17 protein-coding genes are annotated in these 15,134 nt (G+C 40.3%); 10 read left to right on the forward strand and 7 right to left on the reverse strand.

Annotation, left to right across the window (positions count from 1 at the left end; translation table 11 throughout):
* Nucleotides 1–90 precede the first annotated feature (90 nt).
* From scpA to CLV96_RS15195, 3 genes are read right to left on the reverse strand one after another with little or no spacing between them, the layout of a single operon-like run.
* The gene (gene scpA / locus CLV96_RS15185) at nucleotides 91–2,229 is read right to left on the reverse strand and encodes a methylmalonyl-CoA mutase (RefSeq protein ID WP_004788009.1); all 2,139 of its coding nucleotides are present in this window, start codon (nucleotides 2,227–2,229) and stop codon (nucleotides 91–93) included.
* A gap of 1 nt (nucleotide 2,230) precedes the next feature.
* Nucleotides 2,231–4,042, reverse strand: a complete 1,812-nt coding sequence (locus tag CLV96_RS15190; RefSeq protein WP_004787876.1) for a methylmalonyl-CoA mutase family protein — start codon at nucleotides 4,040–4,042, stop codon at nucleotides 2,231–2,233.
* A 1-nt stretch (nucleotide 4,043) separates the two neighbouring features.
* Complete coding sequence (locus CLV96_RS15195; RefSeq protein WP_004788068.1) at nucleotides 4,044–4,352, reverse strand: hypothetical protein; 309 nt, start codon at nucleotides 4,350–4,352, stop codon at nucleotides 4,044–4,046.
* Between the two features lie 65 nt (nucleotides 4,353–4,417).
* On the opposite strand from CLV96_RS15195, the gene CLV96_RS15200 reads away from it, so the two are divergent.
* The 4 genes from CLV96_RS15200 to CLV96_RS15215 all read left to right on the forward strand — a co-directional run bounded on the left by CLV96_RS15200 (nucleotide 4,418) and on the right by CLV96_RS15215 (nucleotide 7,285).
* A complete protein-coding gene (locus CLV96_RS15200) occupies nucleotides 4,418–5,086 on the forward strand; it encodes a lysoplasmalogenase (RefSeq protein WP_004787986.1) in 669 nt (222 codons plus the stop codon).
* 58 nt (nucleotides 5,087–5,144) lie between these two features.
* Nucleotides 5,145–5,894 (forward strand): ferritin-like domain-containing protein, encoded by a 750-nt coding sequence (locus CLV96_RS15205; RefSeq protein ID WP_004787839.1) that lies wholly within the window; start codon nucleotides 5,145–5,147, stop codon nucleotides 5,892–5,894.
* The gene (locus CLV96_RS15210; protein ID WP_004788278.1) at nucleotides 5,894–6,376 is read left to right on the forward strand and encodes a DUF2505 family protein; all 483 of its coding nucleotides are present in this window, start codon (nucleotides 5,894–5,896) and stop codon (nucleotides 6,374–6,376) included. The genes CLV96_RS15205 and CLV96_RS15210 overlap by 1 nt, the downstream gene beginning before the upstream one ends.
* Nucleotides 6,377–6,445: 69 nt before the next feature.
* Complete coding sequence (locus CLV96_RS15215) at nucleotides 6,446–7,285, forward strand: DMT family transporter (protein ID WP_004787867.1); 840 nt, start codon at nucleotides 6,446–6,448, stop codon at nucleotides 7,283–7,285.
* A 40-nt stretch (nucleotides 7,286–7,325) separates the two neighbouring features.
* Here CLV96_RS15215 and CLV96_RS15220 read toward each other — a convergent pair whose 3' ends face one another.
* Both CLV96_RS15220 and CLV96_RS15225 read right to left on the reverse strand, forming a co-directional pair.
* Nucleotides 7,326–8,171 (reverse strand): RNA polymerase sigma factor, encoded by an 846-nt coding sequence (locus tag CLV96_RS15220; RefSeq protein WP_004787997.1) that lies wholly within the window; start codon nucleotides 8,169–8,171, stop codon nucleotides 7,326–7,328.
* The gene (locus CLV96_RS15225; RefSeq protein ID WP_040917534.1) at nucleotides 8,171–8,524 is read right to left on the reverse strand and encodes an antibiotic biosynthesis monooxygenase family protein; all 354 of its coding nucleotides are present in this window, start codon (nucleotides 8,522–8,524) and stop codon (nucleotides 8,171–8,173) included. Before CLV96_RS15225 ends, CLV96_RS15220 begins: the two co-directional genes overlap by 1 nt.
* Before the next feature lie 402 nt (nucleotides 8,525–8,926).
* Here CLV96_RS15225 and CLV96_RS15230 point away from each other — a divergent pair, with 402 nt between their 5' ends.
* Complete coding sequence (locus tag CLV96_RS15230) at nucleotides 8,927–9,337, forward strand: hypothetical protein (RefSeq protein WP_040917495.1); 411 nt, start codon at nucleotides 8,927–8,929, stop codon at nucleotides 9,335–9,337.
* A 214-nt stretch (nucleotides 9,338–9,551) separates the two neighbouring features.
* Here CLV96_RS15230 and CLV96_RS15235 read toward each other — a convergent pair whose 3' ends face one another.
* Together CLV96_RS15235 and CLV96_RS15240 are read right to left on the reverse strand one after the other, a co-directional pair.
* Entirely contained in the window at nucleotides 9,552–9,941 is a 390-nt protein-coding gene (locus tag CLV96_RS15235) for a DUF302 domain-containing protein (RefSeq protein ID WP_004788185.1), read from the reverse strand.
* Between the two features lie 83 nt (nucleotides 9,942–10,024).
* Nucleotides 10,025–10,465, reverse strand: coding sequence for a hypothetical protein (locus tag CLV96_RS15240; RefSeq protein ID WP_004788270.1), 441 nt, complete (start codon nucleotides 10,463–10,465; stop codon nucleotides 10,025–10,027).
* 141 nt (nucleotides 10,466–10,606) lie between these two features.
* Here CLV96_RS15240 and speE point away from each other — a divergent pair, with 141 nt between their 5' ends.
* From speE to pyrF, 5 genes are read left to right on the forward strand one after another with little or no spacing between them, the layout of a single operon-like run.
* A complete protein-coding gene (gene speE, locus CLV96_RS15245; protein ID WP_004787861.1) occupies nucleotides 10,607–11,452 on the forward strand; it encodes a polyamine aminopropyltransferase in 846 nt (281 codons plus the stop codon).
* Nucleotides 11,453–11,458: 6 nt separating this feature from the next.
* Nucleotides 11,459–12,715: a hypothetical protein gene (locus CLV96_RS15250; protein ID WP_004788212.1), complete on the forward strand. Its 1,257-nt coding sequence runs from the start codon at nucleotides 11,459–11,461 to the stop codon at nucleotides 12,713–12,715.
* The gene (locus CLV96_RS15255; protein WP_004788109.1) at nucleotides 12,705–13,424 is read left to right on the forward strand and encodes a hypothetical protein; all 720 of its coding nucleotides are present in this window, start codon (nucleotides 12,705–12,707) and stop codon (nucleotides 13,422–13,424) included. The genes CLV96_RS15250 and CLV96_RS15255 overlap by 11 nt, the downstream gene beginning before the upstream one ends.
* Nucleotides 13,421–14,290: a hypothetical protein gene (locus CLV96_RS15260; protein ID WP_004788254.1), complete on the forward strand. Its 870-nt coding sequence runs from the start codon at nucleotides 13,421–13,423 to the stop codon at nucleotides 14,288–14,290. The genes CLV96_RS15255 and CLV96_RS15260 overlap by 4 nt, the downstream gene beginning before the upstream one ends.
* Nucleotides 14,287–15,114 carry an orotidine-5'-phosphate decarboxylase gene (gene pyrF / locus CLV96_RS15265; protein WP_004788147.1) on the forward strand — a complete coding sequence of 276 codons (828 nt, stop codon included), beginning with the start codon at nucleotides 14,287–14,289 and terminating at the stop codon, nucleotides 15,112–15,114. The genes CLV96_RS15260 and pyrF overlap by 4 nt, the downstream gene beginning before the upstream one ends.
* Nucleotides 15,115–15,134: the final 20 nt, after the last annotated feature.

The raw sequence follows: 15,134 nt of genomic DNA on the forward strand, positions 1-15,134 counted from the left end.
TTCTATTAGCGAATCGTCCGAAAAAACACCGATTGTTGTTTAGACAAATCGGTGTTTGGTGGAATGGTTCCCCAAGCCCTTGTTTAGAACTTAAGCGGCTCTTCTTTCGCCGAGAAGGATGTTCAGAATTTGTTTGGCAGCTTCTGAGATCACAGTTCCTGGTCCAAAAATCGCAGTGGCACCTGATTTGTAGAGGAAGTCGTAATCCTGTGCAGGAATGACTCCTCCCACAACTACAAGTACATCTTCTGCTCCCAGTTTTTTAAGTTCTTCAATCACTTGTGGGACAAGGGTTTTGTGACCGGCAGCAAGAGAGGAAACTCCTAGGATATGGCAGTCATTTTCTACCACTTGTTTGGCAACCTCTGCTGGAGTTTGGAAGAGTGGTCCGATATCAACGTCAAAGCCCATATCCGCAAAACTAGTGGAGATCACCTTGGCACCACGGTCATGTCCATCCTGGCCCATTTTGGCAACCATGATTCGTGGTCGACGGCCTTCTAATTGTGCAAATTCATCGGCAAGGGATCTTGCTTCGATATACCCTTTGTCTTCGGAAATTTCAGAGGAATACACTCCAGAGATGGAACGAATCACAGCTTTATACCTCCCAAATACTTTTTCCATGGCATAAGAAATCTCACCAAGGGAGGCACGTTTGCGAGCTGCATCCACCGCCAGTTCCAAGAGATTTCCGTTCCCTGTTTCTGCACATTTAGTGATGGCATTTAACGCAGCTTCTACGGCACTACTATCCCGATCTTTTTTCATTTGTTCCAAACGTTTGATTTGGGCAATTCGAACAGCAGTATTATCAATGTCTAAAATATCAAGTGGAGCTTCTTTATCCAAACGGAATCGGTTTACTCCTACAATCACATCCTTTCCTGAATCGATACGGGCTTGTTTTCTAGCGGATGCCTCTTCGATTCGCATTTTAGGGATTCCCGTCTCAATCGCTTCTGCCATCCCACCTAACTTTTGTACTTCGGTGATTAAGGACCAAGCTTTGTGTACTAAATCATTTGTGAGTTTTTCTACATAGAAGGAGCCACCCCAAGGGTCAATGACTCGGTGGATATTGGTTTCTTCTTGGAGATAAATTTGTGTATTTCTTGCAATCCTTGCTGAGAAGTCTGTCGGAAGGGCAATGGCTTCGTCTAGTGCGTTAGTATGTAAGGACTGTGTATGACCAAGGGCTGCGGCCATCGCTTCGATACAAGTCCTTCCTACGTTATTGAAAGGGTCTTGTTCGGTGAGAGACCAACCGGAGGTTTGGCAGTGGGTTCGAAGTGCGAGAGACTTAGTAGATTTAGGTTGGAACTGATTGACGATCTTTGCCCAAAGCAGACGACCGGCCCGCATCTTGGCGATCTCCATAAAATGATTCATTCCAATCGCCCAGAAAAAAGATAGGCGAGGCGCAAACTCATCCACGGAAAGACCAGAAGCAATTCCTGTTTTGATGTACTCCCATCCATCTGCAAGGGTATAGGCAAGTTCTAAGTCTGCAGTTGCACCCGCTTCTTGCATATGGTATCCCGAAATGGAAATCGAGTTAAACTTAGGCATGTACTTGGAAGTATAACCAAAGATATCTGCAATGATCTTCATCGAATGTTTTGGCGGGTAAATATAAGTGTTACGCACCATAAACTCTTTCAAAATATCATTTTGGATGGTACCGGAAAGTTTGTCTTTGGAAACACCTTGTTCTTCAGCAGCGACAATGTAGAAGGCAAGGACGGGGATGACTGCACCATTCATGGTCATGGAAACAGACATTTGGTCTAGAGGGATTTGGTCGAAGAGGATCTTCATGTCAAGAACCGAATCGATGGCCACACCGGCTTTTCCCACATCTCCCACGACTCGGTCGTGGTCAGAGTCGTAACCGCGGTGTGTGGCAAGGTCAAAGGCAACAGAAAGTCCCTTTTGTCCTGCAGCTAAGTTCCTACGATAAAAAGCATTTGATTCTTCTGCCGTGGAAAATCCTGCATATTGGCGGATCGTCCAAGGTTTATTCACATACATAGTGGAATAGGGACCACGTAAGTAAGGAGGGATTCCTGCAGCATAGTTTAGATGTTCCATTCCCTCTAAATCAGTCTTCGCATAACGAGATTGGATGGAGATCCCTTCTGCTGTTTGCCAAAGCGAAATGGATTTGGAATCCGGTTGATTGGAACTGAAAGAAAGAGGAGTATTCGCAAAATTAGGTTTGTTCATTTTATTTCCCGATCCATTTGGTTTGGGCTTTTTCCATAAATTCCACGATGTTTCGTTTCATATGGATGAAGTCGTCGATACCGAGTGATTCTGCTTGGGTGATTAAGTCTTTTGGGTAACCCGCAAGTAGTTTCCAAGAGTCTGGAAGTTGGGATTGCATTTCTTGGGCAAACTCTGGGAGATAGGTCGCATATTCTTCGTCAGACGAACAAAGAACAACAATTTCACTCACCAGTTCTTTTGCCTTCGTTACCCCTTCCTTGACAGAGGCAAATCCTAGGTTGTCGATGATTTCATACCCGAGACAACCAAGAAAATTGGAGCTAAAACCAGCTCGGGCTTTCCGCATGGTTAAATCCCCAATCGTAAGCAAAAATACTTTTGGTAGTTTTTTACCAGCGGCAACATGGATGTCAGTGAGATTTCTCCATTTATCAAATTCATAAGATAAACGAACTGGCAAAAGACGTAGAAAACGAGTCTGTCCTTTGGTGTTGGTATCTTCTTTTGTAATTTCCAAGGAAGTTTTTAATTCTGGATGTCTTTCGGAACTGAGTGGGTATTGGTTCGTTCCAAGTAAAATTTCTTTTTTGGTAGCAAGTGCATTTCTTTTTTGGTTGGCTCTCGTAGAAATTTCGTTTTGGATGAATCCTTTTTTAAGTGCTTCACCAAACCCACCATCTTTCTCCAAATTCTGAAATTTTCCCCAAGCCGATTCCGATAGTTTTTTTGTCAGCACTTCTAAGTAATAAGAACCGGCAGCAGGATCTTCCACTTTGTCTAGGAAGGATTCATAACGAAGAAGGAGTTGTGAATTTCTCGCAATACGTTTGCCTAACTCTTGTTTTGCGGAGTATTCGGAATCAAAGGGCAATACAGAAACAAAATCAGCTCCGCCCATCACTGCAGACATTGCCGCAGTAGTTCCTCGTAACATATTGACATAAGGATCATAAGCCGTGAATTGAAAATTGGATGTCCTTGCCACAATCAGTGCTGGAAGTGATACCCCAAGTTCGGGTTTGTAAGCATTTAAAATTTCTGTCCAAAGGATGCGCATGGCACGGAATTTTGCGATTTCAGTGAAATAGTCAGAACCAATCCCCATCCAAAACCAAAGGTTGGAAGCCGCATCTTCAATCGTCACACCTGCATCTAGATGACGGTTTAAATAATCGACTCCCCAAGAGAGGGAATAAGCCAGTTCTTGGCCAATGGATGCACCCGCATCTCGCAAATAATAACTATGAATTCCGACACCGGAAAACCCTTTGGTTCCTGCAAGTGAAGAGAATGTTTTGCCAATAACGTTTTCTTCGGTTCCTAGTTCACCTTTTTTTAAAGCGACTCCATAAGGATCAAAATCACTGAGTACAATGTTATGCGAAGAAATAAGTTTTTTTAAAGAGTCGGAGAATGTTGGTGTTTTTTCTTCTAGAGATACAACCAAGGGAAGATTCCCTGTAAGCCCTGCCAATCGTTCTAGGTCACTAGCGGATCCAATCTTTAATCCAGGTAATTTTCCATTATCCCCTTGCGAGATTAGAATTACGGCATCAGCACCTTTTTTGGAAAGGTCAATCAGTTCGGATTCGGAAGTTGCGGTTTCTGTGACATTCCAACCATTGGTTCGTTTGTACACTCGAGGGAGGTCTACGATATCTTCTTTGCGATAGAAGGGTTCGATTTTGAAACCTTCTTCTGTTTCCCAAGTGACTTTTTCCCAAGGGTTACCTTTTAAATCTTTTAGGATTTGGTTTCTCCAATCCTCAGTGGAAACTTCAGGGAAGTCTGAAAATAAAAATTCGTTCAATTTATTCCTCTACGATTTGGTAATCTTCCATATAACCTGGGAAGTCGCCTAACCCACGTGTGAAGGTGAATTTTGCCGGATAAACAACAAGACGTTTACCTGACTGTAAAAAAGTTCCAGACAATAGTGTGAAAGGGGAAGCAACAATAAAGGCTGCAGTCCCAAGCACTGTACCGGCAAGACCCATAGGTCGCGCCACAATCAAATCGATCAACATTTCGCCACCAGAAGGGACTTCTCTAGCAGATAAAGTCTGGGTCCAAAGGAGACAGATTAAGAAAAGGATGGACAAGGGTCGTGTTTGTTTCATAGGCTGATCACTCGGGCTTTCATCTGATGAAATCTCGAGAATGATCTCCCTGTAAAGTAAGAAATATGGCTAAAGAAATTGTTTTGTTTGTTCTCTATTCTATTGTGCATCTGCTTGCGATCGCTACGATCACAAAACAGGATGTTTTTTATCTCCCTTCCAAAATCATTCCAATCCTGATTCTCATCGTCGCACTCTTTCGTTATTTTCCCAGTTTGGAAAAACGTGGGAAATTGGTGGCTGTAGGACTTGTGTTTTCTCTTTTTGGAGATAGTTTCCTTGCTCTTCCCAAAGAAGGATTTTTCGTATTTGGGCTAGGTTCCTTTCTCATTGCTCAATTGATTTACTCCTATGCTTTTACATTGGATTCGAAAATCAAACCCATCCTTGCCATTCCCTTTTTATTATTTGGTTCCTCCTTCTTTCTTGTTCTTGTGCCAAAACTAGGTGCTCTTCTCATTCCGGTAGGAGTTTATATTTCGGCGATTTGTCTTATGGGTTGGCGTGCTGCTGCTAGGAATTCTGTTTCCAAACCATTTTATTTGGGCCTTTTGGGCGCCTTAGTTTTTATCCTGTCTGATTCTATCATTGCCTATTCTATGTTTCTAAAACCAGAAATGGACAGATTCACTGCATCGATGGGAATTATGGTAACTTACTATATTGCCCAGGTCCTCATCTACTCGGCCACAAAGGCAGAAGAGTTGGATGTACAATCTGTGAAAAATACTTGATTCACCTGAAACTCAAGAGTATCGTATCAATGGTTTTGAATAACCAGGGAATGGGATTATGAAATCACTAAAAAAAACATCCTTTATTGAAGCGGTTGCGGCTGCGATTGAACATGAGGTTCAATGTTTCAATTTTTATCTAAAACTCTCTGAAAGTTTACCAGAAGGCCAAATCAGAGAATTATTCAGCCAACTTGCGTTAGATGGCGATGAGCACATTAAATTTATTAAGGAAATTTATAAAAGTGCGGAGGGGAAGGAACTTCCCAATCTAAAACAACTTTCTCAGATTGAAAAATTTCATTCTTCTACTATCCAAAAGGTAATGGATCGACTTGATCGAAACAAAAACGAAGAAGTGAAGGCCGACGAAAGAAAAGCGATCGAACTCGCCATCAGAGAAGGGGAAGACGCACGTAATTTTTACGCAACTATTCGTAACAAATTCCAAGATCCAAAAATCAACTTGTTATTTCAAAAATTGGCAAATTTTAATGAGTCCAACAATTCATTGTTAGAAGCACAAGCAATGGCAATGGAACAATCTACACCTGCTGACCAAGTTTTTTACTGGGAAGATGAAGAATTAATGGAACAAGTGAATCGTTCCGCTAAAGCCGCATCCAAACCAAAACCGTCCAAACCGACACAAAAACCACAACCAACGAAATCTAAACCTTCTCCTAAAAAAACTACAAAACAAGCCAAACCGGCAAACAAAAAGTCGGCAAAGAAAGCTGTTAAGAAGGCAGTGAAAAAAGCGGTGAAAAAATCAAAACCTGCAAAAAAGAAAGGTAAGAAAAAATAGTGAAATACCAAGTTACACATTCATTTCCAGTTTCCCTTGAAAAACTTCTTCATGCGAGGGAGGAAAGATACAAACATTTAGATCAGTTCCCTGATTTGAAGAATGTAACCTTACTAGAAGAATCGAAAGAGGGGAATATCATTCGGCAAAAACGGAAAGTGAGTTTGGAAGGATCCATGCCTGCTGTACTTTCGGCTGCCCTGAATGACCTTTCTCTTTTAGAAGAATCCACATTTGATATTACGACCAACACTCATGAATTCAAAATTTCGCCTCCAGGAAAAGACAATGTGTTCGTGATCAAAGGTAAAAGTAAATACGAAGCTGATGGAGCGGAGTCCAAACGTTCTTACGATGTGGATGTAGTTTCTAGTCTTCTATTTGTTTCTCCGATTGTGGAAAAAGCAATTGAAGAAATTCACAAACATAGTTTAGAAAAAGACAGAAAATCCATCGCCAAATTTTTGGGGGTTGAATCCTAAGTAGAAGTGAAGTCTTCTTCTCCTTCATTCTTACGATCTGTTTTAGAACTCAATTTGACGATCCTCATTATGGGGAACGTCACTTTGTTTGCCAAACTCCTTCCTTTTCCTGCGGTCACGATCATTTCTGGTAGGGCAGTTTTTTCTGTTTTGATCCTTGGTTTATTTTTCCTACTTCGAGGTAAGTCCGTTTCTTATCGAAGTTTTAAAGACTTTTTATTCGTTTTTGGAATCGGAATTCTTTTCGCCCTTCATTGGGTTACTTATTTTCATTCCATCCAAGTGTCTACTGTCGCTGTAGGGATGTTGTCTCTTTTCACCTATCCCGTGTTTTCTGCCATTTTGGAACCATTGTTTGGTGGAAAACCCCCCGATCCCTTTGCCTTCTTTATCGCTTGTTTCTCCTTTTTTGGACTTTTTTTAATTGTACCGGATCTATCTTGGGACAACCAAATGTTCCAAGGAGTTGTTTGGGGAGTGGTCTCGGCAGTTCTTTATGCGATTCGCAATTTGTTGACAAAAGAAATGCATGTTCACTACCCGAGCTCTCAGATTCTTTTTACCCAACTCATGGCAACAAGTCTTGTCCTTCTTCCTTTTGCAGATGGGCTTTTTGTGATGTTATCGGAACCCAAATACTTGGTGTTTCAAGTAGTTCTCGCTGGAGTTTTTACTTCACTTGCTCATACCATTTGGATTCGTAGTTTATCAAATTTGTCTGTGACAACAGCAGGAACGTTGTCCACACTTAGTCCCATCTACGGGAGTTTGGCGGCGTGGTACTTTTTGGGTGAAGTGCCACCTGATAGACTTTGGTTAGGTGGTGGTGTGATTTTGTTTTGTGCTATTTTAGAAGTATTTCGAAAACAAGCGGAGAGTGGAAAAAGAGTAGAGGAGAATCCTAATTAAGATTTCTCCTTCTTCCATTTTTTTAGATAGATTGTAAGACTTAAACTGCAGGACTATATTTTGCAATTAACTCATCCAAAATTTTGGGAGGAGTTTCAAAATACGGATGGTCCCGAAATATCTCTTGGTATTCAAGTCTTTTGAAATCTTCAAATTCACAATGCAGTTCCGCAACTTGCTCTTTTAAGCGGCGAACCAGTGGCATTGAGAAACGAGGGTTAGTCGGATCAATCCAACCATTGTTTTGAAAACTTTTCATTTTTTTGGAACAACGACAAGGATTCTTTTCGTTCATGAGACCACATTTATCATCCAAAAAGGTGTAAAGATCTTTTCTGGCACGACTTAATCTTTTTCGAAATGCTTCATTCGAAATACCAAGAATTTCTGAACTTTCACGATCGCTGAGTCCCATCAAATCGGCAAGGATCAGGGCGATACGTTGTTCTCTGTCCAAACAGAGTAACATTCCCAAGGTGCAAGAGGCCTTTGCTTCTTCTATTAAAACTAAGTTTTCTGGCCGAGAAAGTTCATTTGCCGGAATTTCTATATTTGGCATTTTTTCCAATTCGTTTGCATAATCTGAAAAACCAGTTGTAATTTCTTCCAATCTTCCTCGTTTCCCATTTAACGCATGATTTATGGAAATTCGGTAAGCCCATGTTTTAAAACTGGCTCTTGTTGGGTCGTAGGCGGCAAGGTTTGTGGCAATTTTAAGTAGCACTTCTTGGGTAACATCTTCGGCTTCTTGTGGGTTTAATAAGATACGTCGGACGACATTGTAAATCCAAGTTTGTACATTCGATAACAATGATTCTAGAGCACGGCGGTCTCCCGTCCGCGCTCTTTCGATGATTTCTATTTCCTCTGGTTTGTTTGTTTTCATTAGAGTGGTTGGCGTTCAAACATTTCAAAGATTAAAGTTTGTTTCATCAAGGCGAAAAATTCTTTTCCTGTTTCTGAATTTTGAAGTGTGATTCCTGCTTTATGACAATCTTCCGCATTTTCCCAGTACAAAAGATCTAACATGATCCCTTCTCTTGTTTGGGAACGGAAGGCTCGCCAAGCCAAAAAACCAGTTTGGTTTTGGAGTAGAGGTAACATTTTTTTACGCATTTGGTGGTATTTTTCGGAATCCTCTGCGGCGCATTGGGCTATCGCGATTTCAATGGCTGTTGTTTGTGGTAAACTTTCCAGGGTCAGTAAATCTTGCCCTTGGTTTTTTAAACTTTCTAACATTTGATTGTCTCCTTTGTGAAGGTTTTTCCCTTTGCATTGGATACACAAAAAAGAGGAAGTTGTGACTACCGGTTGTGAAAAAAATCGTTTTTTCTGGAAGATTTGTTTAAAGGTGAGCAATTTTGTATTGCGAATGTAAGTTCATTTCATTTTGCAAATTGAAATTCGGAAAAATTTAAATGATTCCATTCAATTTGATATGATTCCCTTTCCCATTTTGATTTCGATTTACTCAAGTAATCTCCAGTTTATCTGAATTCTACGCCAATGGGAAAATTCATTCGAAACAAAACCTAACAAAAATAATCGGGAAAACTCACATTTCCGTTTGACAAAACTCCAGTTTTCTAGTTTTTACTTTCCTCTTGTAGAAATAATATATTTCTACAAGAGGAGTCAGTAGTGAAAAAAATTAGTTTCGTAATTGCATTAGCTGTTTCTGTCACAGCTTTTTATTGTCAGTCGGGAGATAAAGCTAACCTAGAGGATTCAAAGACGATTTTGGAAGGGAATTGGATTTTGACGAACAATTGTGTTAAGGATCCAAGTCCGAATCCTTCCGCATGGCTTATCATTAGTAACAATCGCGATATTAAATCTTGTTACAAAAAAAGTGGCTCTGTGGCGAAAGGATCACTCATCAAACAAAGTGAAGGAAATTACAATATTGACTGGCAAGAAGGTCCCGCATCGACAGCACAATATCCGGTTGGTGGCCCTTTAAATTTATTTGGAATGACGACACAAGGGTATACGGTTTGTTATACTCGGGTTAAGAGTGCGAAACAAAACCTTCCTACATTCTGCAAGTAAGTAATGAAAGTTTTATTACGAAAGGGGTTTTGTCGTTAAGATAAAATTCGAAACGCCACCGATTGCAGCGGAAATCCTTTCTGGTTTAAATTCGTGTTTGGTAAAGGAATCCATTCAGAAAGATTGGAGCGGAAAGCGGGATCGCCTAATGGAAAGATTGTGAAAACTGATCTCCATTGGCGAGGCGCCCGCAAATATCACCAAAACATCAGAATCATTCGTGTAAGTGGTGGATGACCTGAATTAATTTTTCTTGGACTTCTTTGGCAATTTTTTCGAGTTCAGGATTTTGGACCAGTTTGGTCATGGTCATCGGGTCAAAGATAGAAACTTTGGTTTCGCCGCTTTTTTCTTCTGTGACCACTACGTTGCAGGGAAGTAATAAACCAATTTCATCAGCGGTTTGGAGGGCTTTGTGCGCAAAACTAGGGTTACATGCTCCAAGGATTGTGTAACGTTTGAAATCCACTCCGATTTTTTCTTTGAGGGTGTTTTTGACGTCGATGGTGGTAAGAACTCCGAAACCTTCTTTTTTTAAGGCTTCGGTTGTGTCAGTGATGGTATCTTCGAAACTTTTTTTTCTGTGAACAGTGAGTCCTAACATAAATCCTCCGCTGGGTCTATACCCCATAGGGTATATTGAATCTGGGAACTTGCAAGAGAATTTTATTTAGGACAGAAAAAAGATCATTCTTTTTTGGGAAGTTTTTGCATTTCTTCCACACTTGGAAGTTGTTTTGACATATGGCGAATTTCCCCAGAGGAATTCAGAAGAAAATATTGCGGGAGAGGTTCAGTCTTTAAAGAAGCAAATCGATCATCCAAAATCAATGATTGGAATTCTTGTTCTCTTGGGGTATAGTTTAGGAGAACATAGGTACCAAGATCCGGTTTCCCTTCACCACATTCTAAACCTTGTAGCATTTCACATCGGGATTTGGTGACAGCAAGTAGGACGAGTTTCCCTTCACGTGATGCTTGACCAAAAGCAAAGGATTTATTATGACCCCAGTGGATTTCTTCGCTGGCCATTTCGTTGATTTTGATATATCCATATACTAGCAACAAAATGAAAAGGGGCATGGATAAAAAACCAAGCAGGTAAAAAACACGTGAATATTTCTGCATACAAGGCAATAGAACCGAAACACCCAGTTCTCGCCAAGTTGAATTTTTCATTGTTTATAAACAAAGAAAGTTTAAAAAAAACTACACCTCTTTATTCCCATAACAAATCTGGTTTAAAGAGAGAAACCTTAGGAGAAATTAATGGAGATTTGGTATACTGAAAAATTGGAATTAGAAAAAGGGCGTGCGGTCAGTTACCGGGTAACAAAAACAATCGAAAGCCTACAATCTCCGTTCCAAAAAATAGATATTTTCGAAACACAATCCTTCGGCCGAATGTTTACACTTGATGGCGTAACAATGGTTACTAACAAAGATGAACATTCTTATCATGAAATGATTGCCCATATCCCAATGATGAGTCATCCCAATCCAGAATCAGTTCTTGTGATTGGTGGGGGAGACGGGGGAACTGTCCGCGAAGTTTTAAAACATCCATCTGTCAAAGAAGTTGTGTTATGCGAAATTGACAAAGCAGTTGTGGATATTAGTTATAAATATTTTCCTGAATGTGCAGATGCAATGAAAGATCCAAAGGTCATCCATCATTATGATGACGGTGCTAAATTTGCGCGAGACAACAAAGGTCGTTTTGATGTGATCCTCGTGGATTCAAGTGATCCTGTGGGTCCTGCAGAAGTTTTATTCAAAGAACCATTTTTTCGTGATATGGCAAGTGCCTTAAAACCAACAGGAATCATTGCGACACAAGCGGAATCTTTTTGGTATCATGGGGATGTGATTTCGTCACTCTTTGATTTTATTCCCAAAATTTTTCCAGAGTATGGTTATTACTACACAACCATTCCTACTTATCCTTCTGGGATCATCGGGTTTACTTTTTTATCGAATGCGATTGATCCGTATTCGGTAACACCAGATCCGAAACGTGTTCCCAAAGGACTCAAATACTATAGTCCAGAAATTCACAAAGCCGCTTTTGTTCTTCCTGAATTTGCAAAAGCCTACATCAAACGGAAAGGTTAAAACTTTGTGAAAAAGGTTTCCTCTTTCTTTTTCCTATCTTTTGTTTTTTATTTTCTTGGGCCTTATGTTCTTTGGGCCCAGGAAACAAAAGCAACGAAATTGGAATTAGAAGCGGAATCTTATGAAGAACGTGGTTACCCAAAAAAAGCCGATGAACTTCGTTCCAAGGTAAAACGGCTTCGTTCTGAACAGTTTCAAAGTCGTGACAAACAGCCGAATGAATATCCAGCTACTTCTTCTGCACCTGCAACAAACAAGGGTTCTCTGGAATTCCATCAAGGGACATGGGAAATTGGATTTCGTGCTTTAGGGCAAGTTGGGGATTTTTCTTCGGGAAGAGAATGGGCCTTGGATGATGGTCGTATTGCTTTCCAAGCGGGAACTCCATATTACCCTCGTTCTTCTATTGGCTATCAAAATATCCGAACTCTTCCCTATCAGTATGATTTGGAAAAAAACCAGGCTTCCGGTTCTTTTTCACCACGAGTGGCTTACAAACACAACTCGGCAAAATGGGGATTGGAATATATCTATTTCCAATTTCAAACAACAAACGATTTTATTTCATTAGGTTATTTAGGTGGAAACCAATCGGCTTTCCATTCGGATCGGTTGTATAACGCAGAACATAAGTTAGTTCTGAAAATTTATGAAGATTTATCCAAAAATATAGGATATAGTTGGGATTTTGGATTAAGAGCTGGCTCCTTTCATACAAATTCTGTTTTTAACTCGCAAACTTTAGGACAAACAGGAGTCATGCGAGATTCAATGCGTTATCTTGCACCGAGTACGGGATTTCGATTTTATCATAAACTTGGTGAAGGTTTTTCTTATGAATTGGGAGGAGAATTGTTTTTTACTCCTCTGGGGAAACTCCAATACCGAAGAGACATCCTAACCCAGATGGGTGGTATACCACGTTTTGCGGAAGGCGCCACGACCAGAGAAGAAGCTTATTCTTTGTTTTCGGAGAAACCATTACAAACCACAATCACTGGACTTGATCTCTTAGCGCAGGCCAACTGGCAACCATTAGACCATCATAAATTTCATATGGGATTTCAAATCATCCAATACATTTGGAGAACAAACGAATCTTATGCACCTGGGATTCGTGCTTTGAACGAAGAGTCCTTTGTATCGGGAGTTCGTGATTATTATTTGAGTTCTGCCTTTTATGAAGCGGATGGTCGGGACAAACGTCCTTCCAGAAGTTACTTGATTTCGAATTTTTACTTTGGGTACACTTATGTTTTTTAAGTTGAGGTTCCATTTTTTCTTTTTTTGTATAGTTTCTTTATTCGGATTTGGATGTGGGATTTCTCTTCGAGTGTACAGACCTTTCCCTCAGGAAATTGCTTTTGACTATGTCAAAAAAATGGATCATATCGAAATCTTTGTGAAAGATGAGAATCGAATGAAGATGGGTGTTTACGATGGGTATTTTACAAATCCCGACGGGCTTACCAATGAATATGGCCCACTCTCTTATTTAATTCGAAAGGAACTTTCTATCAGAGGAAACCGTTTCCCTTTGTTACTCGATCGGGGTGGAAAGATTTTTATTGATGAATACCAACTTGTTTCTTTGGATAGATGTTCCAAAAACTTAAGTTTTGTAAGGATGAAAGCTCGGATCCAAATTCTCGGAACAGCGGAAGAAACATTTTCTTACTATGATGAAATTGATTCACGTGTGACCAATTGTTATTTAACAGGAAGTCTATTAACAGTGGTTCCATTGTTGTGGTATGTTCCTTACAATGGGTTTCGAGGAAATCGAGAAGACCAACTAAATCAACTGGGCAGAAATTCATTGTCCGAATTTTTTGCGAAATTGGAGATTGTGTCGGGGTTTAACCAAAATTCTCCAGTTGACATTGAACCAATACCACTAAAACCCAAAGCCACTCCCACCAAACAAGAACCAGTGGATCCGAAACTTAAGGAAATTCTTGATAGTCTATGAGAATTCGTGTTTTGATCATTCTTCTGTGGTTGGGTTTTACCTTTTTTAACTGTTATTCTTTAGAAAAACAATACAACTATGGGAACCCATATTTACCAAGCCCTGAATTTACAGAAGATGAACCACAATTTGAAGAAGGGGAACCAATTTGGATTTTGGACCAAACCGGAAATTGGATTTTTTCTCTTCCTTCCAAACTTGTACTTTGGAATCTGAAAGCGGACAACCACCATATATCCAAAGAAACCAAAGAATATTTGATCCGTTATATCAAGGAAAACAATTTACGAGATGTCAAAGTTCGTTTCAACCAATATGCACCACTTTCAGAATGGAAACGGCTTCCCAAAAACAAAAATATAAACCCCTTGGTTCGTTATTTTTTTGGATCCATTTCTTTATTGGCTTATACTTTTTTGCCTGGTCGTTTGTTTGCAGGAACCATTGGGGGAGATCATTATAATTCGTTTACGAACACAATTAACGTTTATTCGGATCTACCTCCTGTTGTCATTCATGAGGGCGGCCATGCAAAAGATTTTGCGCAAAGGGAAAAAAGAACTCTTTATGCAGCCGTTTATGCCATCCCCGTGATTGGAGCTTTGTATCATGAGGCACGTGCCTCCGATGATGCGCTAAATTATTTTGCAGAAAAAAATGACAAAGAACAGTTAGACTCCTCTTATGAATTGCTCACCCCGGCCTATGCAACATATGTGGGAGGAGCCATTGGGGATGTGGTAGCCAATCCCATCACGGCAGTGGCAGTCATCCCTGGTCATATTTATGGTCGTTATAAAAAACGAGACATTGACAAAGAGTTAGAAAAACGAAAACAAAAGATCCAAATTAAGGAACCCAAGTGAGCCCAAGTTCTAATTTCATTCAAAAATTCAATTTCCGTCGGGATGCTTTGCAATCTCTTCTCTGCATTGGTCTCGATCCCGAATTGGAAAAGTTACCCAAAGTTAGTTTGGATTCAAAAGCACCACTTGTCCATTTTACTGAAACCATCATCCGTTATACACATTCTTATGCAGCAGCTTGGAAACCCAATGTCGCTTTTTTTGAAAGGTTAGGAGCCGAAGGGTATTTTGCATTAGAACATATGGTGCGCGTGATGAAGGATGTATCTCCTGAAGTCCCCATTGTGATGGATGCCAAACGAGGTGACCTTGCCAATACATCCAAAGAGTATGCTAAGTATTTTTTTAAAACATTGGGAGTGGATGCCCTTACTGTTAATCCATACATGGGTCGAGATAGTCTCGTTCCTTATTTAGATTTGGGTGGTTATATTTTTGTTCTCGGACTCACATCCAACCCTAGTTCACAAGACTTCCAAAAACAAAAACTTTTGGGTAAGGATCTCTACTTATATGAAGAAGTGAGTGATCAAATGGCAAGGCTTGCAGGGGAATATCCTGACCAAGTAGGACTTGTTGTGGGGGGAACCCATCCTTCTGAGATCCAATCATTACGAATTCGTCATCCCGAATTATATTTTCTCATCCCGGGATTTGGAGCACAAGGAGGGGATTTAAAATCCATTGTGAAAGCATCGGGGAATCGTTCTCTCATCAATTCATCAAGAGGGATCACTCTCAGTTCCTTAGAGGAAAATTACGGACAAGTTGCACAAAAGAAAGCGGAGGAAGTGCATAAAGAAATGAACCAACTCTTTCTCTAATGGTCTAATGACCAAAAAGG

Origin of the sequence: Leptospira meyeri (assembly GCF_004368965.1) — a bacterium.
GTDB lineage: Bacteria > Spirochaetota > Leptospiria > Leptospirales > Leptospiraceae > Leptospira_A > Leptospira_A meyeri.